This is a genomic window from Mycobacterium sp. NGS17 (genome assembly GCF_059813205.1).
The window spans coordinates 206,271-227,803 of record NZ_JCALED010000005.1 but is presented as its reverse complement, the minus strand read 5'-3'; the positions used below and the strand labels follow the sequence as shown (position 1 = coordinate 227,803).

Here is a 21,533-nt window from a genome sequence, read left to right as displayed (position 1 = left end):
ATCCAAACCCGTTTTGGCGGAACCTATTTAGCGCGCGAACACACCTTGTGCTGTCGACTCGGACCAGGATGCCGTGGCAGCACCGTGGTCCGAGCCGACAGCGATCGCGTCAGCGGGCGGAAGCTCAGCGATTCAACTCGGCAAGGGCGGCAACGATTTCCGGCTTGTCGGATTGCAGACTGCCCCTCCAGCCGACATCCCGCAGGGGGTAGTGGTTGACCAGAACGAGGACTTCCTCGATATTGGCGATCCCCGCATACGCCGCGCCGACGGCCGACTCGATCTTTTGCACCAGCTTGCGTTTGGCATCCAGGCTGGCCAGTTCCGGTGCCTCCAGGGACACCACCGGCCGCACCGGCTCGGCGTGCACGCGGCCGTCTTGTGACACGTTTTCGGCCGAGTACTCGCGCAGCCAGCCGCGGGTGTCGGGGAAATGGTAGGCCTCGTCGAGCGCGTCGGTGATCTCCTTCAACATCGTCTGCTTGGCGTTTTGCGGCGCCCCTTTGGGCGCGTCGATGGTGAACACAGGCATGGTTTTCATCTCCTTCGTAGTCCGTCCCAAGTGGGACGAACCCGACGCTAGCAGCACTAGTTGGAAAAACCAAGTATCTAATTTGTTTAACCTATTATTGCTGATAGCATGGGATCCATGGCTAGGAAGCGGAGATATGACACCGGCTGCGCAGTGGCCCACGCGCTGGATCTGGTCGGCGAGCGCTGGGCGCTGTTGGTGGTTCGTGAACTACTGCTGGGCCCCAAACGCTTCACCGATCTGCTGGCGGGCTTGCCGGGCGCAGGCCCAGACATGCTGACCCAGCGGTTGCGCGAGCTCACCGACACCGAAGTGGTGCGTCGCCGTCGGCTCGGCCCGCCCAGCGCGTCGTGGGTGTACGAATTGACGCCCTGGGGGGCCGAGTTGGGGCCGATCGTGCTCGGACTGGCCCGCTGGGCCAGCCACTCACCCACCATGCCCTACGACGGCACACTTGGTGTCGACTCCCTGATGCTTTCCCTGACAGCACTTTTCGACCGCCGCGCCGCGGCCGGGCTCGACGCGACAATCGACATACACCTGGACGATCAGCCGTTCCGGCTCCAGATCAACGGTGGCGAACTCACCCTGGCTCGCGGTGAAAGCGGTCACCCGGACGCGACACTGGAAACCGATGAGGCCGCCCTGCTCTCACTGCTTCGCACCGACCGTGACCTCGACCAGATCCTCGCCGACGGAGCGCTACGCCTCACCGGCGACCGTGCACTCGTCGAAAGATTTCGACGTCTTTTTCCGCTGCCGCAGCCTGCTGGGTCACGGCGAACGCATAACGAATGCGTCCGCGATGGCACGCTGGCGGGTTGCCACGCCCGGGTTTCCGGCTAGGGTCAGCGGATGGGCCAGGTGACGGACCGCTGGCGCGCCGCCCGGGTGGCATCGGCGTTGTACAACACGGCCGCAATGCATGACAGCGTCGCCGCGGTGGGCGCAAAAGCGTTGTGGGGATTGGCATTACCTGACCTACTGGGACATGTTCAGCGTGTCGCCGAAGCTCCCCCAGGCGCCCACGTGCTTGACATCCCATGCGGTGGTGGCTTCGCGTTTCGTGGCGTGCGCCCAGGGCAGGATTGCCACTACGTGGCCGCCGACATTTCGTCCGACATGCTGAAACGGGCGCGCGGCCAGGCGGCTCGGTTGGGGGTGGCCCACCTGATGGAGTTCGCCGAGGCCGATGTCACGGACCTACCCTTCCAGGACAACACCTTCGACCTGGCACTGACGTTCAACGGCCTGCATTGTCTACCCGACCCGCGAGCGGCGGTTTTCGAGCTTGCCCGCGTGCTCAAGCCCGGCGGGATTCTTCGCGGCAGCACGTGCGTGCGCGGTCGAGGCTGGCGCCAGGATCGGTTTGTGACGGCGTTGCGGGCCGCGGGCTTTTTCGGGGATACGCCCCACGTCGGCGACGTGCAGCGCTGGCTTGCCGATGCGGGACTCGAGGTCCTGGCGGCACGGCACAGTGGTTCGGTCGAGCTCTTCGAGGCCCAGCGGACTCAGAGCTGAACCTCGTACACGGAGACGGGATCCAGGATCACGCCGGTTTCCTCGACGTAGCGATCCCACAGGGTCAGCAGCTCGGCCAGCTTGTCCGGCCGTGAGGCGGCCAGATCGTCGACTTCGCCGGGGTCGGAAGCCAGATCGTAGAGTTGCCAGCTGCCCGGGCCGTAGGGCGCCGGCAGATACAACGCCTTCCAGTCGCCCTGCCGGATGGCACGGCGGCCGAACAGCTCCCAGCCCGTGCCGGTGTCAGCGTCGTGCACGGTCTCGGTGGCGCCGGTCAGGTAGTCCACCAGTGAGCGGCCGCGCATGGGCGACACCTCGCGGCCGCGATAGGACGTGCCCGGGTGGGTGATCCCGGCGAGCTCGAGCAGGGTCGGCGCGACGTCCATGACGGTGCTGAACGCGGTGCCGATCTGTTGCTGCCGGGCGAAGCCGGGCCAGGTGACGAAGCCGGTCACCCGGATTCCGCCCTGGGTGGTGAACGCCTTGTGCAGGCGCGACGGCGCGGTGGCGGCCTGCGCCCAGCGGGGGCCGTACCAGATGAACGACGTGGGCCGGCCGAGGTTGTCCAGGCTGTTGTCGCAATGCTTTTCGATCTGCGCGGCGATCTGCGGCCCGCGCAGCGGCATCGCCTCCACGATCGCGCCCTCGGCGCCGTTGTCGGACATGAAGATCACGACGGTGTTGTCGAGTTCGCCGCTGGCCGAGAGGAAGTCGATCACCCGGCCGACGTTGTAGTCCATCCGGTCGACCATTCCGGCGTAGACCTCCATGCTGCGCGCCGACACCGCACGCTGCTCTTCGGTCATGTCGGCCCACTCCGGTGCGCCGTCGGCCACCACCGGGTGTGCCACGACGTCGGGGGGACACAGGCCTAGCCGCTTGAGCGCGGCCAACCGCTCCTCGCGCAGCGCGTCCGGGCCGGCGTCGTAGCGGCCACGATACTTCGCAATGGATTCATCGGGGGCCTGCAGCGGCCAGTGCGGGGCCTGGAAGGGCAGATAGGCGAAGAAGGGCCGGTCGTCGTCGGGAGCGCGCTCTTCCAGATACCGCAACAGGGTGTCGGTATAGGAGTCCGAGGAATAGAAGTCGTCGCCGACGGTGACGAATCGGTCGTCTTCGGTGTAGAGCGTTGGCACCGGAGAGAATCCGCGCGCCGCCGAGCCGCCGTAATGGCTGGCGCCCGCCGGCAGCAGGGCGAATGAGCGCTCGAAACCTCGCGCCCACGGCGAAGTCTCGATCGTGGCGCCCAGGTGCCACTTGCCCGACATCAGCGTCAGATAGCCCGCGTCACGCAGCAGTTCCGGCAGTGCGACAACCCGGTCGTTCAGATAGCCCTCGTACCCGGGGGCGCCGCGGAACTCCGGCGACGCGACCTCGAGCATCGTCCCGATGCCGGCGATGTGGTGGTCGGTGCCCGTCAGCAACATCGCCCGGGTCGGTGAGCAGGCCGGGGCGGAGTGGAAGTCGGTGAACCGGACGCCCGCATGGGCCAGCCGATCGAGGTGGGGCGTCTCGATCTCGCCGCCGAACGCGCCGAGGTCCGAGAAGCCGAGGTCGTCTGCGACGATCACGAGGAAGTTGGGGCGCGTCACGCTCAAGCATCCTGCCAGGTCCGTCAACGGGGCGGAGGCCGGCGCACCGCCTCGGCGCCGATATTGTCGAGGATGGCGAGGCCGTGACACACCGAAAGGGCAGGGAGATGTTGGCGCAGTTTGGAATGTCCGTTCCGCTGGTGGCGGCTCCGATGTCGGGCGGCCCGACGACCCCGGCCATGGTGTCGGCCGCCAATCGCGCGGGGGCGCTGGGCTTGCTGGCGGCCGGATACAAGACGGTCGAGGCCATCGAGGGTGAGATCAAAGCCGTTCGCGCCGAAGGAATCCCGTTCGGGGTCAACGTCTTCGCGCCCAATCCGGTGCCGGTCGACCCGCAGCGTTATCAGGCTTACGCCGCGATCGTCCAGGCGGAGGCCGACCAGTTCGGGCTGACGCTGCCGCCCGAGCCCATCGAGGACAACGACAGATTCGACGAGAAGATCGCGCTGTTGCTCGACGGCCCGGTCCCGATGGTGTCGTTCACGTTCGGCATTCCGTCGCGGGACGTGATCGCCGCGCTGCGACGCGCCAACAGCGTTGTGGTCCAAACGGTTACCACGGTTGAGGAGGCGGCTCAGGCGCACGACGCCGGCGTCGACATGCTCGCCGTGCAGGCCGCCGCCGCGGGCGGCCATTCCGGCACCCTCTCGCCGCAGCGGCCGCTGACGCCGGTCCCGATCGTCGAGTTGGTGCGGCAGGTCGTCGCGAAGGTGCCGCTGCCGGTGATGGCCACCGGTGGGCTGGCGACTCCCGCCGCGGTGGCCGAGGTGGTCCGCGCGGGTGCGACCGCGGCCGCGGTGGGCACCGTGCTGTTGCGCGCCACCGAAAGCGGCGCCTCGGCCACTCATCAGGCGGCCCTGGTCGATCCCGCCTACACGGAGACCGTGCTGACCCGCGCCTTCACCGGCCGGCCGGCCCGCGGCCTGCGCAATGCGTTCATCGACGCCCACGAAGCCGAGGCGCCGGCGGGTTATCCCGCCATCCATTACCTGACCAGCCCGCTGCGCAAGGCCGCCGCGGCGGCGGGCAAGCCGGACTACGTCCACCTCTGGGCGGGCACCGGGTACCGGCACGCGACCGCGGAGCCCGCGTCCGACATTCTGTGCCGGCTGGCCTCCGACCTGTGATGGGCTAGTCAGAATTCGAAGCGGTTGAGCACGTCGTAGTGGCGGCCGGCCGTCATCCACGTGATCTGGTAGATCAACCGCACCGCGGCCGACGGAATTCGCTTGTAGTCGGCCAGCACGGGTGTCTGCTCGATGAACCGCAACCGGGGATTCCAGGTCGCGATCTCGCGCGCATCGCGGATGCCCCACTTGATGATTCCTCGGGTGAAGAGCTTGGACATCAGCGGCGCCAGGGCCGAGAGTGTGTCGAAATGCATTTCGCCGCCGGCGAATCGATCGGTCAGGCTCTGCAGCAGCCGCCGCACTTCGTCCTCGTGCAGATACATCAGCAGGCCCTCGGCAACGATCAGGGTCGGACGTCCGGTCGGGACCTGATCGAGCCACTGCAGTTCGGTCACCGACGAGCCGATCATCCGGTAGCGCTCGCTGTCGTCGTAGAGCCGACGCCGGAGCCCGATCACGCTTGGCTGATCGACGTCGAACCACAACACCGTCGGCGGTACGGCCAGCCGGAAGTAGCGCCCGTCGAGGCCGCAACCCAGGTGCAGCACAACGGCATCCGGATGGCGGGCGAGGAAGTCGGCGCACCAGTCATCGAGCTGCCTGGCGCGCAGTGTGACCAGGTACTGATTGGCCGCCGGCCACGACATCCGATGGATCCTTTTGAAGTCATACGCGATCCGGTCCACCGCTTCCGCTGCCGGCCTGTCTCCCAGAATCGGGCTCTCCGTGCGGCTTTCGTGAGCGCGCAGATACAGGGTCACGAGGTTCGTCCACTCCACCGAGCCCCAGGGCACCGAACTGAAGTCGACTTTGTCCGTGGTGGTCATCGCCGCATCAGAACGCCTCGGGATTTTGTTGCACCTCGGCGGGTACCGGGTGCTGATACAGACGAGAGGCGTTCTCCCAGCTGAATTTCCGGACGACATCATCCGGTAGCTCGCCGATTTGCTCGTGAATGGTTTGTTGGGTGTGCGGCCACGTCGAGTCGCAATGCGGGTAGTCGGCTTCCAGCATGATGTTGTCGACGCCTATCCGGTCGCGCTGCACGAATGAGGATTTGTCTTCGACCGCGCAGAACCAGAAGTTGCGCGTCAGCACCTCCGCTGGCGTCAGGGGTTCACCGAGCGCCTGCCAGGTGCCGTACATCGCGTGGTAACTGAGCATGTGGTCGAGGCGGTCGAGCAGCCCCGCCACCCAACCGATTCCGCCCTCGGACAGGCAGATCTTGAGGTCGGGGAACCGGCTGGGCAGTCCGGAGTACAACCAGTCGACCGCGGCGGAGATGGCGTAGGCAAAAAACAGCACACCCTGCACGTCTGGCGGCGCATCCGCCGTGGTGGACGGTGACGATCCCGACGATCCGATGTGCAGGTTCACCACGGTGCCGGTCTCGGCGCAGGCGGCCATCAGCGGATCCCAGTGGCCGGTGTGAATGCTGGGCAGCCCGAGCATCGCCGGGTTCTCGCTGAACGTGACGGCGTGAAAGCCGCGTTCGGCGTTCTCGCGGATCATCTTCGCGCCGAGCTCGGGATCGAGCAGCCACGGCAATTGGCAGGGAATGATCCGGTCGGGATACGAGCCCGCCCAGACGTCGAAGTGCCAGTCATTCCAGGCCCGCACCGAGGCCAGCGCCAGATCGCGGTCGCCGGTCACCTGCTGCAGTCGTTGCCCGGCGAAGCCCGGGAGGAACGACGGAAAGTTCAGCGAGGCGTAGATGCCGTTGAGGTCCATGTCCTTGACTCGGGCATCGATATCCCATGCGCCTCTGCGCATTTCGTCGAATCGGACCGGCTCGAAACCGTATTCCGCGACCGGCCGGCCGACCACCGCGTTGAAGCCGACGTTGGGCAGCTCCTTACCGTCATAGACCCACGTCTGTCCCCCGCTGTCGGTCTCGACGACCTTCGGCGCCCGGTCCGCGAACTTGCGGGGCAGGCGGCCGGTGAAGGTGTCCGGGGGTTCGACGATGTGGTCGTCCACCGAGATCACCGTGTAGCGGCGCGGGGCGCGGGGCGGATCGGGCAGGAAGGTGACCGAGCGCTCGCCGCCGGTCTTCGCCGTGGTGAAGCTGAGGTCGGTGGCCAGCTCGTCGATCGATTTCACTCGTCAACCTCCTTGCGGGGCGGCGTTCAGTGTGACGGGACGGCATTCAGTGTGCGGTGGCGGCGACGTTCGTCGGCGTGTCGCCGCCGTGGGTGCACACCGACGACGCGGTTCACGTGAGCACATCGGCGTCGGCCTTGATGGTCATGCGGGCCGCCCCTGCCCAATACACATCGGCGGCCCGTTCGATCAGCGACCGTTGCATGCCGGCCATGTCCGACCAATTCATGGTCACCGGATCCCTTCCGGTGAGCATGACGTCGTAGGCCAGCTTGCAGACTCGCTCGATGGAGGCCGCCCGGTAGACGGCTTCGGGCAGGTTGCGGCCGGTCGCGATGACGCCGTGGTTCGCCAGGATGGTCAGGTTGGCGCCCCCGATCCGGGCGGCGAGTTCCCCGGCGCGCGCGGGGCTGTCGATCTCACCGTCGTAGGTGTCGACCAGGCACAGGTCGTCGAGGAAGAGCGAGCCGGTCTGGTGCACCAGCTCGGGCAGCCTGCCCAGCGCTGCCAGCACGCAGACGTAGTACGGGTGGTTGTGGATCACCACGCGGGCGTCGTCGCGGGCCCGGTGCAGTTCGGTGTGGATGTGGATGGCCGGGGTGACGTCCCAGCGCCCGCTGACCACGCGCGCGTCGCCGTCGACCACGCAGATATCGGAGGCGGTGATCTCCTGCCACCACAGCCCCCACGGGTTGACGAGCATGTCGGTCTGCCCGTCGAGCTGCCAGGTGATATGGCCGGCCATGTTCTCGGCGAACCCGATGCCGGCCAGGTGACGGAAGGCGACGGCCAGCGCCTGCCGGTTGGACAGGTCGACACCGATGGGGGGAACCACCGACGGCGCCCAGACTTCCAACCCGCCGCGGCGTGCATCAGGAGCGTTCATGACCGGCCTCCGTTCTGGCTTCAATATCCTCGCGCAGGCGGGCTTTGGCTATCTTTCCGCCGGATGACCGGGGCAGCTCGTCGAGAACGATCAGCCGTTCAGGCAGCAGTTCCTTGGAAACCCCCAGCGCCAGCAGGTGTTCGACGAGGCCGGGCAGGTCGAGGGTGGCAGAGTCGGCGAGTTCGGCGTAGAGGCAGACCTTTTCGCCGAACACCGGGTCGGGCATCGCGACCGCGGCCGCTATCGCAATGCCCGGATGCGTCATGACGGCGTCCTCGACCTGGCTCGCGCTGATGTTCTTGCCGCCGCGCACGATGAAATCGGACGTGCGCCCGGTGACACGCAGATAGCCGTCGGCGTCGATTTCACAGATGTCGCCCATGCGCATCCATCCATCGCGGGTGAACAGCTTGTCGTGGTCGGTGCCGCCGAGGTACCCGAGGCTGGTCGCCGGGCCCCGGCACGCGGGCTGGCCGCGCCCGGTCGCGGTCACGTCGCGGTCTCCGTCGAACAGCCGGACGTTCATTTCGGGAACGACGCGGCCACCGGTGTGCAGCCGCCGCTCGCGCGAGTCGTCGACCGTGGTCGCGCTGAGCAGCCCGGTCTCGTTGGAGCCGTAGAACTGCAGGATCTTGGCGCCGGTGAGGTCCTCGAATTCGGCCGCCGGGCGATACGGCAGCGCCTCCCCGCCGGTGTAGACGAGTCGCAGCGAACTGAGGTCGTAGCCGCGGCTGGCCGGATCCGCCATCAGCATGGTCAATTGTGTGCTGACGCAACATAATACGGTGACCTTGTGCCGGACTATCGCCTCGCAGGTGGCTTTGGTGGTGAACCGGCCGAGGATCACCGCGGTGGCGCCAAGGTAGATCGGGGTGGTGTGGCTGGTCCACAGCCCGAACCCGAAGGGGGTGGGAATGACCGGCAGGAACACCTCGTTGCTGGTCAGTCGCCCGTTGACGACGGCCTTCTGGTGGAAGTAGTGCCAACGGTTCTGGGTGTGCACGACGCACTTGGGCAGCCCGGTGGTCCCGGACGTGGAGTTGATCAGGAACATGTCATCGGGGCCGAGTTCGCAGCCGGGCGTCAAGGCCTTGGGATCGGTGTCGACATCGAAGCGAAGCGGCCCGCCGTCGCGGCTCAGCACCATGCCGGGCACCCGCAGTTCGTCGGCCACTTCCGCGGCGGCCGCCGCGTGTTCCGGATCGCTGATCAGGATTTTCGGTTGGGCGCTGCGCAGAATCGCCGACGCCTCTCGGATGCCGGCGCGCGCGCCGATGCCGACAACCACCGCCGCGCAGCGTTCGATCGCCACGAACAGCACGTGAATGGCGGCGGAGTCGCCGTGCCATACCGCGACCCGGTCGCCGGGCATGATGCCGAACCCGGCCAGCGCTTCGGCTAATCGCGTTGCCGCGCTATCGAATTCACGCCAGGTGAAAGCCGATCCGCCGTCATCGAGATAGGCGGGACGATGCGGTGTCCGTTGGGCGTTGCGGCGGACCGCGTCGGAGAGCGTCGAATCGCACCACCAGCCGGCGGCGCGAAACCGGGCCGAGTCCTCGTCGGTGAAAGCCGGCGAGCCCGCGGTTTCCAGCCCACCGGCGCTCATCACCAAATGATAGGAAAACCCCCGGCGGTTTCTGCGCTAGGGATTCTGCGGGGCGGGCGCGGCGTGCTGATCGTTGTCGACGCTTGGAGGGCGTGGGTGCGGCTTATGGCAATCACGAGTGCACCCACAGTTCAGGCCGATGATGCAGCCGCCTCCCCCGACCGGTTGCACGGGCACGGCACCACCCGGAGCCGGTGGCGGGACCGATGAATCGGCGATCGCCGCCGGCGCGGCACCGGTCGTAAGACCGGCCGCCAGGACAAGCGCGGCGACGCACCCGCCCAGCGCGGCGCGTGTCACGGCGTTCGTGGTCCCCATGCGAAACAACACTAGTTGCCGTTGGCGAATACGCAGGTCACGCGTGGGGGTTTGCCGTCGCCCCGTCATCGCGGGAAGTGGGCCGGTGCGACCGCGCCCGTCGGCGCGCCATTGCCAGCCGTAGGGCATACATTCCGGCGCTCACCGCGAACATCGCGGCCGTCAGCAGCAGCCACCGACCGAGGAACGGGTCCTGGGTCTGACCGGTTGCGGCCCGGTAGGTGCCGGCACCCTGCCTGACGATGCCCGGCAGGAACACCAGAAACGTGAGCCCCGCGCCCAGCGCGGGCACCCGGAGGTGATTGAGCACCGGCACACCGGCGCGCGCCGGAGCGGGCCGCGCGCGGCCGCGTGACAGCAGCCGGTCAACAAAGGCGTAAACCGGAAACAACACGAGGTCGTGGGCGACGATGGCCGCGGCGAACCACACGATGATCGACTGCCACCAGACGTGTGGGTTCCACAACGTGACCGGTCTGGCGACGGCGATGACGTAGCCCAGCAGTGCGAATCCGGCGATCATCGTCAGCAGGTGCAAGGGGCGGGAGCCGTAGAGCCGCGCGAAGGCGCTACGCATCGGCGGCCTTCCGAAAGGCAATCGCGGCAACCCATTTAGTGTTGTGCACGCCGGGGAGGGCGGGCACGATGATCCGCGCGGGGAAGCCGTGGTCCGGGGACAGGTCGTTGCCGTTCACGCGCAGCGCCAGCAGCGCGTCCGGGTGCAGGACCTGGTTGCGTTGCAGCGTCGCGCCGGCGAAGGCGCCGGAGTGTTCCAGCGACGACACCCGCGCGGATCCCGGTACCGGCACGCCGGCCAGCCGGGCGAGGTCGGCCAGTCGCACGCCAGTCCACGTTTGGGTGGTCGACCAGCCTTCGACGCAGGCGATCGGCAGGACGGCCGTGTGCTGCGGCATCGCCAGCAGCGCCGCGCGGTCCAGCGTGACCGGGCGGGGACCACCGTTCAGGGTGAGCCGCCAGCGCTCCATGGTGTCCCGGACCGAGATGCCGGCCGCCGCCGCGGTGCGATTGATCTGGAAGTCCCCGGATCCCCCGTCAGGGAGACGCCCACGCGGCAGCAACAGGGCGGCGGGCCGGGTGAAGCCCCCCAGCGTCTGGCCGGCGGTGAGCACCGCGGTGAACAGCGCGCCGCCGCCCACCAGGGCCAGGGCGCCGCGGCGGCTCATCGTGGCCGGACCGGGTTCGGCGGCGACCAGACCGTCGGACCGCCACGGCTCGGGCTCGGTGTCGTCCCGGCCGGTACGCAGCACGTCCCGCAGCGAAAGCGAGCGCAGGCCCGCCCACATGCGCCGGCCCTTGATCGCGACGTGCATGACGAAGCCGGTGATGAACACCCAGGCGCCGAAGTAGTGCGCGGTGTAGAAGCTGAAGCCGAAGATGTAGTCGTACTGGATGTTCAGCACGCCGGTCACGATCTCGAACAGGATCCCGCCGACCAGCATCAGCAGCGAAACCCGTTCCAGCAGTTGGGCGATGGACCGCGCCGGCGGGAACACGAAGAGCCGCGGGATCACCGACCACAGCTTGGCCAGCACCACCGGGATGAGGACGAGCCCGAGCCCGACATGAAGCCCTTGGGTCAGCCGGTATAGCCATGACGGATCGGTGGGCCAGTCGAAGGCCGGCAGTGTGAGCCAGCCGGCGTCGGCGGGGATGGCTTGGCCGAACCTCGGCCCGTAGGCGACGTAGGACAGCAGACCGGTGAGAATGACGATCGGCAACGTCACCAACAGCACCAAGCCGAACACCGACGTCAGCCACGGCCCCCGCAACGGGCTGCGCCATAACCGGGCGGGAAACCCGGGAGCGTCGGGATCTGTCGTCGGCCCGGTGTCTGCAACATCGGATCTGCGGAGGCGGTGCACCATCGCTGATCTTCCACGACGGCGCGCCGAAAAGAGTTCAGATTCGACAATCTGCGCCGAACGTCAGTCCTTGCCCCGCGGCGGCGGCTGCACCTCGACGCCGGTGGAATCGTGTTCGGGACCCGCCGACGGGTGCTCGGCGGGCACACGGTCACGGTGACGGGTGCCCTCGCTCTGCCGCTCGGGGTCGGGCCGATGGACGTTGCCGTGGTACGGACCCGGCTTCGGTCGGGGCTTTCCCCCCGGGAAGGCCAGGCGGAAGATGCTGCGGTGCACCGTCCCCCACTGCTTGCCGAACGGGCCGGAGTTGTAGGGCAGCTCGTAGCGCTCGCAAATGTCTTTGACCTGCGGAGCGATCTCGGAGTATCGACTGCTCGGCATGTCCGGGTACAGGTGATGCTCGACCTGGTAGCCGAGATTGCCGCTGATGATGTGGAACAGCGGGCTGCCGTCGATGTTGGCGGCGCCGAGCAATTGCCGTACATACCAGCCGCCGCGCGTCTCGTTCTCGGTCTCTTCCTGCGTGAAGGTGTACGTCTGGTCCGGGAAGTGGCCACAGAAGATGATCGCGTGCGCCCACACGTTGCGGACGACGTTGGCCAGCGCGTCGGCGGCCAGGGTGCGCAGGTAGGTACTTTCGACGCCGGGCGCGACTTTGTCGAGGAAGTTCGCGGCGGCGCCGATGCGGCCGCCCTTCGACACCTTGCGCAGCCTCCTGGCGACGCGCGACTCCGCCGGCTGTTCGAGCCGGCCCCGCGACGCCAACTGGGTGAGCGCGAAAGCGCCGGCGCTGATCAAAGGCCAACCGAGGTAGTCCTTGACCACCTGCGCGCGCGCTTTCACCCCGATGCCTTTCAAGTCCTTACGCACTTCCGACCACGGCTTCTCCCGCTTGCGGATGGCATCGATATCCATGTCGTGCACGGCGACGCCCCATTCGAACAGCAGCGTGAGCAGCAGGTTGTACAGCGGCTGGAACAGGAAGCGGGGCTCCCACTTCTGGTTCGGGTCGATCCGCATGATCTCGTAGCCGAGATCCTTGTCCTTGCCGAGGATGTTCGTGAAGGTGTGATGGATGTAGTTGTGGGAGTGCTTCCACGATTCGGCGGTCGACGCCGTGTCCCAGTCCCACACCGAAGAGTGGATGTCTGGATCGTTCATCCAGTCCCATTGGCCGTGCATCACGTTGTGGCCGATTTCCATGTTTTCCAAGATCTTGGCCATGGACAGGCACGCGGTGCCCAGCAGCCACGCGGTTTTCGAGCGCGACGCCAGCAACAGCACCCGGCCTACCACGACGATTTGTCGCTGCGCCGAGATGACGTTCTTGATGTACCGGCGGTCGCGGTCGCCGAGGTCGGCGAACACCTCGTCGTGGATCGCGTCGAATTCCTTCGCGAGCTTCTCCAGCTCTTGTTCCCCCAAGCGGGAAAGCGGTGAATCCCCAGCCCTTTTCACGGCAGTCGTCACCAGCCGCTCCTTCCGATCACAGTTCGAGTTCGACGTCGCCTTCGGCGGTGTTGATGCAGATCCGCACGTCTTGCTCCGTCGGTTCGATCACATCGCCCGAGCGCAGGTCACGCAGTTTGCCCGATTTCAGCGTGCCGACACAGGTATGACAAATTCCAATTCGACAGCCGAACGCGAGATTGAGACCGGCCTTTTCGCCGGCCTCGAGAATCGAAGTGCCGCCGTCACATTCGACTTCCTTGTCGCTGTCGAGGAAGCAGACGGTGCCGCCCTCGCCGGCGTTGGCGTCGCCGCCGATCTTGGGCTGGAACCGCTCGAAGTGCAGGCGTTCGCAATCCCCGTTCGCTTCCCAGTGCTCGATCAGAGCGTCGAGCATCTCACCGGGTCCCGAACAGAACGCCTCTCGCTCGCGCCAGTCCGGGCACACGTCATCGAGGTCCTCGGGGGTCAGCCGGCCCTGCTCGGAGGTGAGCCTCAGATCCAGCCGCATTCCCTGGTGGCGTTCCTCGAGCTCTTCCAAGGCGGGCAGGAACATGGCCTGCTCGCGGGTCCGCGCGGAATGAATGACGACCGCGTCCCGCAATTCGTCGCGATGGTCGAGGTCGCGCAGCATGCTGATGATCGGCGTGATGCCGCTTCCGGCGCTGATGAAGAGCATCTTGGCCGGCACCGGCTCGGGCAGCGTGAAAACGCCTTCGATCTCGCCCAGCCGCACCAGATCGCCCGGCTGAATCTTGTGTACGAGATACGGCGATACGACACCGCCGTCGACCCTCTTCGGGGTGACGCTGATCAGGCCGTCTTCCGGCCTGGGGTCCGAGGTAAGGGAGTACGCGCGCCAGTGGTACACACCGTCGATCACCACGCCGAGGCGTACGTACTGACCGGGCTTGTGGCCGGGCCACTCGTACCCCGGGCGAATCAGAACGCTGGCCGCTTCCGAGCCCTGCGCCTCGATGCCTTCGACCTTCCCGCGCAATTCCTTGGTGGTCCACAGCGGGTTGATCATCTCGAGGTAGTCGTCCGGCTGCAGCGGGCTGAACAGACGCCGCACCGCTCGCAGGAACAACCGGCGTCCGCGGGGGACGCGGGGCTCGGCGCCACGTTCAGCCATAGCGCCAGAGTACACAGTTGTACACCGACTCTAAACATTAATTCGAATATCGTTGTCGCACAGGGTTAGACACATGCGCAACGCGCGTACAGCGAATTTCAGCCGTTCACTAGCTATTGCGTGCTCGATTTCGGCCGTGGCGATGGATACCTGTGAGGTGCCCAGGACACGGGGCACCCAAACGTTTGTTCACGCTATTCAAGGGTCATGCGCTGCAACGGCCGGCCGCCGCCGCGCCTAATGTCGGTGAATATGCTGATCGGCTTCCTCCTCGCGCTGGGCTGCGCGCTGTGTTACGGGACGGCGACCGTGCTGCAAGCCGCGGGGACGCGATCGGTGGAGGCGGGCAGCGGATCGGGTGTCGACGCGGTGTTGCTGTTGCGGGCCGTCCGGCAATGGCGCTATCTGGTCGGGGTAGGCCTCGACGTCGTCGGGTTTGCGCTGCAGGTCGCCGCCCTGCGCCTGGTCCCGATCTATGTGGTCGCGGCGGCGCTGGCCGCCTCGATCGCCGTCACCGGCGTCGTCGCCGCCTGGGTGTTGTCGGCGCGCCTGTCGTCGGCCGAGTGGACGGCCGTCGGCGTCGTCTGCGTCAGCCTGGTCGTGCTCGCCCTGGCCGCCGGGCCGGGCCACTTTCGGCGGGCTCCGGCCGGGCTCGGCTGGGCGCTGCTGGGCGTGGTTGCCGCGATCTTCTTCGTCGGCGCGGCCGCCGGCCGCCTGCCCGACCGCGCCCGTGCACTCGCACTGGGGCTGGGCTCCGGAACCGGATTCGGGGTCGTCGAGGTGGCGGTGCGCCTGATCGAGGCGATCGATCCGACCAAACGCTCCTTCTACACCAACCCCGCCCTGTACGCGGCCGCCGCGGGCGGCGCCGCGGGCTTCCTGCTGCTGACCTCCGCGTTGCATCGCGGATCGGTCACCACGGCGGTCGCCGGAATGGTAGTGGGCGAAACGCTCGCACCCGCGTTCGTCGGGGTGGTGTGGCTGGGCGACACCGCGCGCGAGGGGCTCGGCTGGCTGGTGATCGCCGGGTTCGCCGTCGCCGTGTGCGGAACCCTGGTGCTGGCGCGCTTCGGGGAGGCACCCCAGCCGGACCCCGTCGAGGAAGCGGGCTGAGGCCGCGCCGGGTCATGCCCCCGAGACGCCGGATGCCGCACGGCCGGTGGCGTTTTCGCCCACCGGCGCATAATCGGTGCCGCGTGCGGGGCGCGTCCACAACTGCCCATCCTGTGCGGTGACACCCGCGGCGATCAGCGTGCGCTTGAGGATCTTGTTCGTCGCGGTCGCCGGCAGCTGATCGTTGATGCGCACATAGCGCGGCCACGCCTTCGGCGACAGGTCGGCCTGGGCGGCAAGGAATCTCTCGAAATCGTCCGGGCTCAGGCTCGCCCCGGGCCGCAGCACCAGGGCGGCCATCACCTGGTCGCCCACCCGGTCGTCGGGAACCGCGTACACGGCGACCTGGCTGATTGCGGGCAGCCGCGCCAGAATTCGCTCGATCGGGCCGGCCGCCAGGTTCTCCCCGTCCACCCGCATCCAGTCGGCGGTCCGTCCGGCGAGATAGATCCAGCCGTCCGCGTCGCGGTAGGCCAGGTCACCCGACCAGTACATCCCGTGCCGCATCCGCTCGGCCGTGGCGCCCGGGTCGTTGTAGTAGCCGGCAAACGGCCCCGCACCCTGGGTGTTCACCAGCTCACCGACGGCCTCGCCGAAGTTGGTCAACGCCCCATGCTCGTCGAACCGTGCGACCTCGCACTCCCGCAGCGTGGTCGAGTCGTAGATGCTCACCCCCGGATAGGGCTTGCCGATCGAGCCGGCCGGGGTGCCGTCTTCGCGCACCACGATGACCGCGAATTCGCTGGAACCGAAGCTGTCCACGACCCGGCACCCGAAACGCCTTGCGAACTCTGCGATATCGCGATCGGTGGCCTCGTTGCCGAACGCCACCCGCAACGTGTTGTCGGCGTCGTCGGGACGTTCGGGCGTGGACAGGATCAATGCCAGCGGCTTGCCGACGTAGTTGAGGTATGTGACGCGGTATCGCCGGACGTCGTCGAGGAAACGGGACGGCGAAAACCGCGCCGGCACCATAGTGGCCCCGCAGCCTATGGCGACCGCCCACCCGGCGGCGACGCCGTTGGAATGGAAGAGCGGCATCGACAGGTAGCAGACGTCATCGGCGGTGACTTCGTATTGATAAATGAGGCTGGCACCGCACATGATCGCCATGCCATGGGCGAACCGGACCACCTTCGGGTCACCGCTGGTGCCCGAGGTGAAGATCATCATCAGGGTGTCGGCGGATTCCACCTCGCGGACCGGGACCAGCGGTGGCGCGGCGGCGACGGCCGCGGCGTAGCGACGGCCGGTCACATCGAGCACCTGAATGCCGTTGAGATCCAACCCATCCAGCAGCTCGGCATGCTCGGGGTCGACGAGCAGCATCTGGCAGTCGGAGCGCCGGATATCGGACAACAAACCGGCGCCGCGCCTCGTGGTGTTGATCCCGCACAACACGTAGCCGCCCAGCGCGGCCGCCGCCATGGCCCGCAACATCGCCGGCGAGTTCCCCAGCAGCGCACCGACATGCACGGGTCGTCCCGGGTCCGCGAGGGAGATGAGCGCCGCGGCCTCCGCCTCTGCCTCGGCGAGATGCTCGCGCCAGGTCCACGTCCGCTCGCCGTGAACTAGCGCCGGGGTGTCGTCGTGGCGACGTTGCCGCAGCAGCTGTTGAACCGTCTCGATCATCTTGTCGTGAACACCAGCCCCGCGTATTCGTTGCGGGCCACCTCGTCGCAGTGGCGCCGGTAGGTGCCGAAGCCGCCGATGTAGGGCATGAAGACCCGCTTCTTGCCCTCGATGTTGGCGCCCAGGTACCAGGAGGATGCCGCCCTGGGGAACAGCGTGCGCTCGGCCGCCTGGGCCACATGCTGGGTCCAGGCGAGCGCCGCATCGTGGCGTGGCTCGACCTCGCTCACCCCCCGCCGTCGCGCGGTCCGCACCAGCTGGGTGACCCAGTCGACCTGAACCTCGGCGTGCAGCACCATGTTCGCCAGCACCGACGGGCTGCCCGGCCCGCTGATGGTGAACAGGTTCGGCAGCCCCGGCACCATCAGGCCGAGGAAGGTCACCGGGCCGTCCGCCCAGGTATCGCGGAGTCGTTGTCCCCCTGGACCTTTCGGGTCAATTCGGGTCAACGCCCCGGTCATGGCGTCGAACCCGGTCGCGAAGACGAGCACGTCGCAGGGATATGTCGTTTCGGCGGTTCGTACGCCGTCCGCGGTGATCGCTTCGATGGGCTCGCGGCGCAGGTTGACCAGCCGGACGTTGTCGCGGTTGAACGTGGCGTAGTAGCCGTCGTCGGTACAGATCCGTTTGGTTCCGATCGGGTGATCGACCGGAATGAGATCCGTTGCGACGACGGGATCGGCGACGATCTCCCGGATCCGCTCCTCGGCGAACGCCCTGGCGACGTCGTTGGCCGGCAGGTCGCTGGTCTGGTCGGGGAAGGTCTTGGCGAACAGGACACCGCCTTCACGCCACCGCTTCCACAGCGCTTCGGACCGCTCGTGAGCGTCGGTGTCGAGGGCATTCTTGTGATAGGTGCCGTGCGGGGTGCCGGCGGCCGCGTACGCGGAGGTCCGGCGACGCTCGGGGTACTGCTCCTGGATCTCGCGCTGTTCCTCGACCGACCATGGCCGGTTGGGCATCGGGATGGTGTAGTTGGCTGACCGCTGGAATACCACCAGGTGATCGGCCTTGGCGGCGATGATCGGCGCCACCTGGATGCCGGACGATCCGGTGCCGATCAGGCCCACTCGCTTGCCGCGCAGCTCGGGATCGTCGCGGGGCCAGTCCGCCGTGAAATACACCTCACCCGAGAAGTCTTGGGCGCCGGGAATGTTCGGCCGGTTCACCGCCGACAGGCACCCGGTTGCGCACAGCAGGAATTGCGCGGCGAACGCCTCACCGGTCGCGGTGTCGACATGCCAGCGACCGCGCTCGAACGTGGCGCCGACGGCGTCGACGCCGAACCGATAGTGGCGCCGCAGATCGAAGCGGTCGGCGACGTGCCGCAGGTAGGCCAGGATCTCCGGCTGGGCGGCGAAGCGTTCGGTCCACTGCCAGCTCTGTTGCAGTTCTTCGTCGAAAGAGTAGGAATAGTCGACACTTTCGACATCGCAGCGCGCGCCCGGGTAGCGGTTCCAGTACCAAGTGCCGCCCACGTCGGGCGCGGCCTCGATCGCGGTCACCGAAAGGCCCGCCGAGGCGGCCCGGTGCACGGCGTAGAGCCCGGCGAACCCGGCGCCGATGACGATGACGTCACTGACTTCGGTCACGACGCCGCGCTCCGATCCGCCGGATGCAGCAGCTCGCGCAGGTCGGCGCAGACCAGCTGCTGGGCCGATGCCGCGGGTGCAAACGCCTGGATCGTCATGAAGCCGTGGAACAACCCGGGAAAGTCCCGGTGCACGACGGGCACTCCCGCGTGGCGCAACCGGTGCGCGTAGTCGCAGCCCTCGCTGTGCAGGGGATCCAACCCGGCCGTTACGATCACCGCCGGCGCCAGGCCCGCATGGGTGTCCGCGCGGGCCGGGGCCACCAAATAGGGCGGATCGAAAACCGTTCGCGTGACCAGGTATTGGTGCCAGTACCATTGCATCGCTGCGCGGGTATTGAAGTACCCGGTGGCGTAGCGGTGATAACTGTCGGTGTCGAACGTCGGATCGATCGCCGGGTAGATCAGCAGCTGCGCCGCGGGTGGTGTGACCCCGCGGTCGCGGCAGAGTAGGGCGGTGACCGCGGCCAGGTTGCCGCCGGCGCTATCGCCGGCAACCATGGTGCGTGCCGGGTCGATGCCCAAATCGGCGGCGTGGTCGACCGCCCAGCGGAACGCCGCGAACGCGTCGAGCGCCGCCGCCGGGGCGGGATGCTCGGGGGCCAGGCGGTAGTCCACGGACACCACGACGGCTTGGGCGCCCCGGGCCAGGGCCCGGCAGAATCCGTCGTGGGATTCGATGTCGCAGAAGACGAATCCGCCCCCGTGGTAGAACACGATCGCGGCTCGGTCCGCCGACGGCGCACCGTGGGGCTCGTAGATGCGTACCGGCACCGCCCCGTCGGGGCCTGAAACCATGCGGTCGGTGGCGCTGCGGACGTCGTCGAGATTGTTGACCGGCATGCGTCGCTCGGCCACCGCGGCGCGCGCCTGCGGGCCGGTCATGTTCTCGACGCGCGGGAACCCGGCGTTCAACTGGTCGAGCATCGCCTGCGCCGCGCCGTCGAGCGGGTCGTCCATGTGCACCTCCGACCTCGTCGCCAAGGTCATGCGGGCCGATACTTCAGGAGGGTGATGCCCTCTTCAGGCAGATCGTAGAACACCGGCTCCACCCGCATCCCGATCCGGATGTCGCCAGGGTCGACGTCCACCAGTTCGGTGCTGAATTTCGGTCCGGCATCCCATTGCACCACCGCGAGTAACTGCGGCAGCGCGTCGGCCCACGGCGGGCCGGTGGGCCGGCGGGCGATCGTGAACGTGTACAGCGTTGCGGCACCGTCGATTTCGCGCCATTCCAAGTCGTCGGCCAGCGTGCCCGGTGTCAGCGTGCGCGGATAGAACACGTAGCGCTGTGACGACGGCGAGTACTGCACCAGGATCCGGTGCTGCGCCAGGCCGTCCCAGAACGGCTGGGAGACGGGCGTGGGCTCCGGGACGGGATAGCTCATGCTTAATCCCCCCGCATGAGCAGTGCGACCTGCTCGCTCATGATGCCGCCGTTGCCGGTCACGAACGCCGTGTGGCAGTCGGGCACCTGCGCGTCCCCTGCCCGGCCCATGATCTGGCGGGCGCCGTCGACCACGTGGTGCATGCCGCCGGCCATGCCGGCCTGGCCGAAGGACAGCTGGCCCCCGGCGGTGTTGAGGGGGAAGTCGCCGCGGTAGGTCAGGTCGTGCTCGCTGACCCACGACATGCCTTCGCCTTTCGTGCAGAATCCGGCGTCCTCGAGGCTCATCAGCACCGTGATGGTGTAGCAGTCATAGATCGACGCGACGTCGACATCGGAACGGTCCAGCCCGGCCATCGCGAACGCCCGGTCGGCGGCCCGCGCGATCGGGGTGGACAACAGGTCCTCGGCGTAGGTCGGCGTCTTGAAGGCGATGTGTTCGCCGAAGCCCCTGATCCACACCGGGCGGTTGCGGCCGCGGCGGGCGATATCGGCGTTGGCGATCAGCACTCCCACTCCCCCGTGCACGCGCATCACCGTCTCCAGCAGGTGGATCGGGTCGGCGATCATCGGGCTGTCCAGCACGTCGTTCACCGTGATCGGGGTGCCGTGAAACACCGCGCCGGGATGCGCGCACGCGTTCGCCCGTTGGTCGACGGCGATCTTGGCGACCGCGGCCGGGTCGTACCCGAATTCCGCCGCATAGCGCTGAGCGATCTGCGCGTAGGGCGCATTCTGGCCCACGTTGCCGTAGGGGATCTCGAACTCGGCCTGCGGGGAGCCGTAGTGGTTCGACGACGCCCCATACCAATTCGGGTCGGGTTTTGGTCGGCGCTCGGACTGGGGCACCGACGCCGATCCCGGTACGACGGCGAGCGCGGCGTCGCAGATGCCGAGTTCGACGGCCGCCGCCGCACGCCAGATCATTCCGGCGGCGGTGGCTCCGCCGAGGTCGACCCGCTCACCGAAATCCAATGCCAGACCCAGGTATTCGCACAGGGTGGCCGGCGCGAACATGGCCGACTCGGCGACGCCGTGGGTCAGCAGACCGTTGACGCGGCGGGGCTCGACCCCGGCGTCCTCGATGACCATCTTCGCGAGCACCGCGTACTGGTCGAGGGTGAACAGCGGAGCGCGGGTGGGGCGGCGCTGCGCGGGCAACTCCGCGATGCCGACGATTGCCGCCTCGCCGCGCAGCCCGGTCACCGCGAGGCTCCCCGCATCGGCAGCTCGACGGTCGCCGTCCCCGGCATCAGGATCGTGTCCCCGCGGCGCCCGGCGATGACGAGATCGACCAGCCCGGTTCCCGTGTCGGTCAGCCGTTTACCGGTGACCTCGCCGCCGAAGCTGAGCGACTCACCGGGATACGCGACCGCCCGGTTCTGCACCGAGAACGACACCAGCCGCCCGCGCCCGCCCATCCAGTCGCCGAGTGCGCGGGCCAGCAACGCCGCCTGCAGCGGGCCGTGAACCAGGACGTTGTCGTAGCCTTCGGTGTCGCGCGCCCACTCTTTGTCGTAGTGAATCCGGTGGCCGTTGTAGGTGGCCGCGGAAAAGAAGAACATCTGGGTTTCGTCGACGGTGACGGTCAGCGTCGGAGTGTGCTCGCCGACGACGATGTCGTCGTAGAAGACCTGTTTTTCGGCCAATGG

The 21,533-nt window shown here is 67.7% G+C and carries 20 protein-coding genes; 4 read left to right on the top strand and 16 right to left on the bottom strand.

Going from position 1 to position 21,533, the window contains the following annotated elements; translation table 11 throughout:
• Positions 1-124: 124 nt before the first annotated feature.
• Entirely contained in the window at positions 125-532 is a 408-nt protein-coding gene (locus AC5Y7E_RS13410) for a tautomerase family protein (protein ID WP_499921056.1), read from the bottom strand.
• 117 nt (positions 533-649) lie between these two features.
• On the opposite strand from AC5Y7E_RS13410, the gene AC5Y7E_RS13405 reads away from it, so the two are divergent.
• Positions 650-1,378 (top strand): winged helix-turn-helix transcriptional regulator, encoded by a 729-nt coding sequence (locus AC5Y7E_RS13405; protein WP_499949381.1) that lies wholly within the window; start codon positions 650-652, stop codon positions 1,376-1,378.
• Between the two features lie 9 nt (positions 1,379-1,387).
• Entirely contained in the window at positions 1,388-2,053 is a 666-nt protein-coding gene (locus tag AC5Y7E_RS13400; protein ID WP_499949380.1) for a class I SAM-dependent methyltransferase, read from the top strand.
• Here AC5Y7E_RS13400 and AC5Y7E_RS13395 read toward each other — a convergent pair.
• Positions 2,044-3,645 (bottom strand): arylsulfatase, encoded by a 1,602-nt coding sequence (locus tag AC5Y7E_RS13395; RefSeq protein WP_499921052.1) that lies wholly within the window; start codon positions 3,643-3,645, stop codon positions 2,044-2,046. The genes AC5Y7E_RS13400 and AC5Y7E_RS13395 overlap by 10 nt on opposite strands.
• Before the next feature lie 107 nt (positions 3,646-3,752).
• On the opposite strand from AC5Y7E_RS13395, the gene AC5Y7E_RS13390 reads away from it, so the two are divergent.
• Entirely contained in the window at positions 3,753-4,772 is a 1,020-nt protein-coding gene (locus AC5Y7E_RS13390) for a nitronate monooxygenase (protein ID WP_499949511.1), read from the top strand.
• A gap of 8 nt (positions 4,773-4,780) precedes the next feature.
• Here the strand turns inward: AC5Y7E_RS13390 and AC5Y7E_RS13385 are convergent, their stop codons facing one another.
• From AC5Y7E_RS13385 to AC5Y7E_RS13350, 8 genes are all read right to left on the bottom strand, one after another.
• A complete protein-coding gene (locus AC5Y7E_RS13385) occupies positions 4,781-5,602 on the bottom strand; it encodes a class I SAM-dependent methyltransferase (protein WP_499949379.1) in 822 nt (273 codons plus the stop codon).
• A gap of 7 nt (positions 5,603-5,609) precedes the next feature.
• On the bottom strand, positions 5,610-6,878 hold the full coding sequence (locus tag AC5Y7E_RS13380) for an amidohydrolase family protein (protein ID WP_499949377.1): 1,269 nt from the start codon (positions 6,876-6,878) through the stop codon (positions 5,610-5,612).
• Positions 6,879-6,990: 112 nt separating this feature from the next.
• On the bottom strand, positions 6,991-7,764 hold the full coding sequence (locus AC5Y7E_RS13375; RefSeq protein WP_499949376.1) for a class II aldolase/adducin family protein: 774 nt from the start codon (positions 7,762-7,764) through the stop codon (positions 6,991-6,993).
• Complete coding sequence (locus AC5Y7E_RS13370; RefSeq protein WP_499949375.1) at positions 7,751-9,373, bottom strand: class I adenylate-forming enzyme family protein; 1,623 nt, start codon at positions 9,371-9,373, stop codon at positions 7,751-7,753. Before AC5Y7E_RS13370 ends, AC5Y7E_RS13375 begins: the two co-directional genes overlap by 14 nt.
• A gap of 355 nt (positions 9,374-9,728) precedes the next feature.
• Positions 9,729-10,268 (bottom strand): hypothetical protein, encoded by a 540-nt coding sequence (locus tag AC5Y7E_RS13365; RefSeq protein WP_499949373.1) that lies wholly within the window; start codon positions 10,266-10,268, stop codon positions 9,729-9,731.
• Positions 10,261-11,577 carry a molybdopterin-dependent oxidoreductase gene (locus AC5Y7E_RS13360; protein ID WP_499949372.1) on the bottom strand — a complete coding sequence of 439 codons (1,317 nt, stop codon included), beginning with the start codon at positions 11,575-11,577 and terminating at the stop codon, positions 10,261-10,263. The genes AC5Y7E_RS13365 and AC5Y7E_RS13360 overlap by 8 nt, the downstream gene beginning before the upstream one ends.
• 60 nt (positions 11,578-11,637) lie before the next feature.
• Entirely contained in the window at positions 11,638-13,047 is a 1,410-nt protein-coding gene (locus AC5Y7E_RS13355) for a fatty acid desaturase family protein (RefSeq protein WP_499949509.1), read from the bottom strand.
• A gap of 13 nt (positions 13,048-13,060) precedes the next feature.
• Positions 13,061-14,158 (bottom strand): ferredoxin reductase, encoded by a 1,098-nt coding sequence (locus AC5Y7E_RS13350; RefSeq protein WP_499921038.1) that lies wholly within the window; start codon positions 14,156-14,158, stop codon positions 13,061-13,063.
• A 240-nt stretch (positions 14,159-14,398) separates the two neighbouring features.
• Between AC5Y7E_RS13350 and AC5Y7E_RS13345 the strand changes: the two genes are divergently transcribed.
• On the top strand, positions 14,399-15,271 hold the full coding sequence (locus tag AC5Y7E_RS13345) for a DMT family transporter (protein ID WP_499949371.1): 873 nt from the start codon (positions 14,399-14,401) through the stop codon (positions 15,269-15,271).
• 12 nt (positions 15,272-15,283) lie between these two features.
• On the opposite strand, the gene fadD1 is transcribed toward AC5Y7E_RS13345, so the two are convergent.
• Genes fadD1 through AC5Y7E_RS13315 form a run of 6 tightly spaced genes read right to left on the bottom strand, consistent with a single transcriptional unit; the run spans position 15,284 to position 21,530 of the window.
• A complete protein-coding gene (gene fadD1 / locus AC5Y7E_RS13340; protein ID WP_499949370.1) occupies positions 15,284-16,903 on the bottom strand; it encodes a fatty-acid--CoA ligase FadD1 in 1,620 nt (539 codons plus the stop codon).
• Positions 16,900-18,495, bottom strand: a complete 1,596-nt coding sequence (locus AC5Y7E_RS13335) for a flavin-containing monooxygenase (RefSeq protein ID WP_499949368.1) — start codon at positions 18,493-18,495, stop codon at positions 16,900-16,902. Before AC5Y7E_RS13335 ends, fadD1 begins: the two co-directional genes overlap by 4 nt.
• A complete protein-coding gene (locus tag AC5Y7E_RS13330; RefSeq protein ID WP_499949367.1) occupies positions 18,492-19,484 on the bottom strand; it encodes an alpha/beta hydrolase in 993 nt (330 codons plus the stop codon). The genes AC5Y7E_RS13335 and AC5Y7E_RS13330 overlap by 4 nt, the downstream gene beginning before the upstream one ends.
• Positions 19,481-19,882, bottom strand: a complete 402-nt coding sequence (locus AC5Y7E_RS13325) for a Zn-ribbon domain-containing OB-fold protein (protein WP_499949366.1) — start codon at positions 19,880-19,882, stop codon at positions 19,481-19,483. The genes AC5Y7E_RS13330 and AC5Y7E_RS13325 overlap by 4 nt, the downstream gene beginning before the upstream one ends.
• 2 nt (positions 19,883-19,884) lie before the next feature.
• Positions 19,885-21,087, bottom strand: a complete 1,203-nt coding sequence (locus tag AC5Y7E_RS13320) for a thiolase family protein (protein WP_499949365.1) — start codon at positions 21,085-21,087, stop codon at positions 19,885-19,887.
• Complete coding sequence (locus AC5Y7E_RS13315) at positions 21,084-21,530, bottom strand: MaoC/PaaZ C-terminal domain-containing protein (protein WP_499949363.1); 447 nt, start codon at positions 21,528-21,530, stop codon at positions 21,084-21,086. Before AC5Y7E_RS13315 ends, AC5Y7E_RS13320 begins: the two co-directional genes overlap by 4 nt.
• Positions 21,531-21,533: the final 3 nt, after the last annotated feature.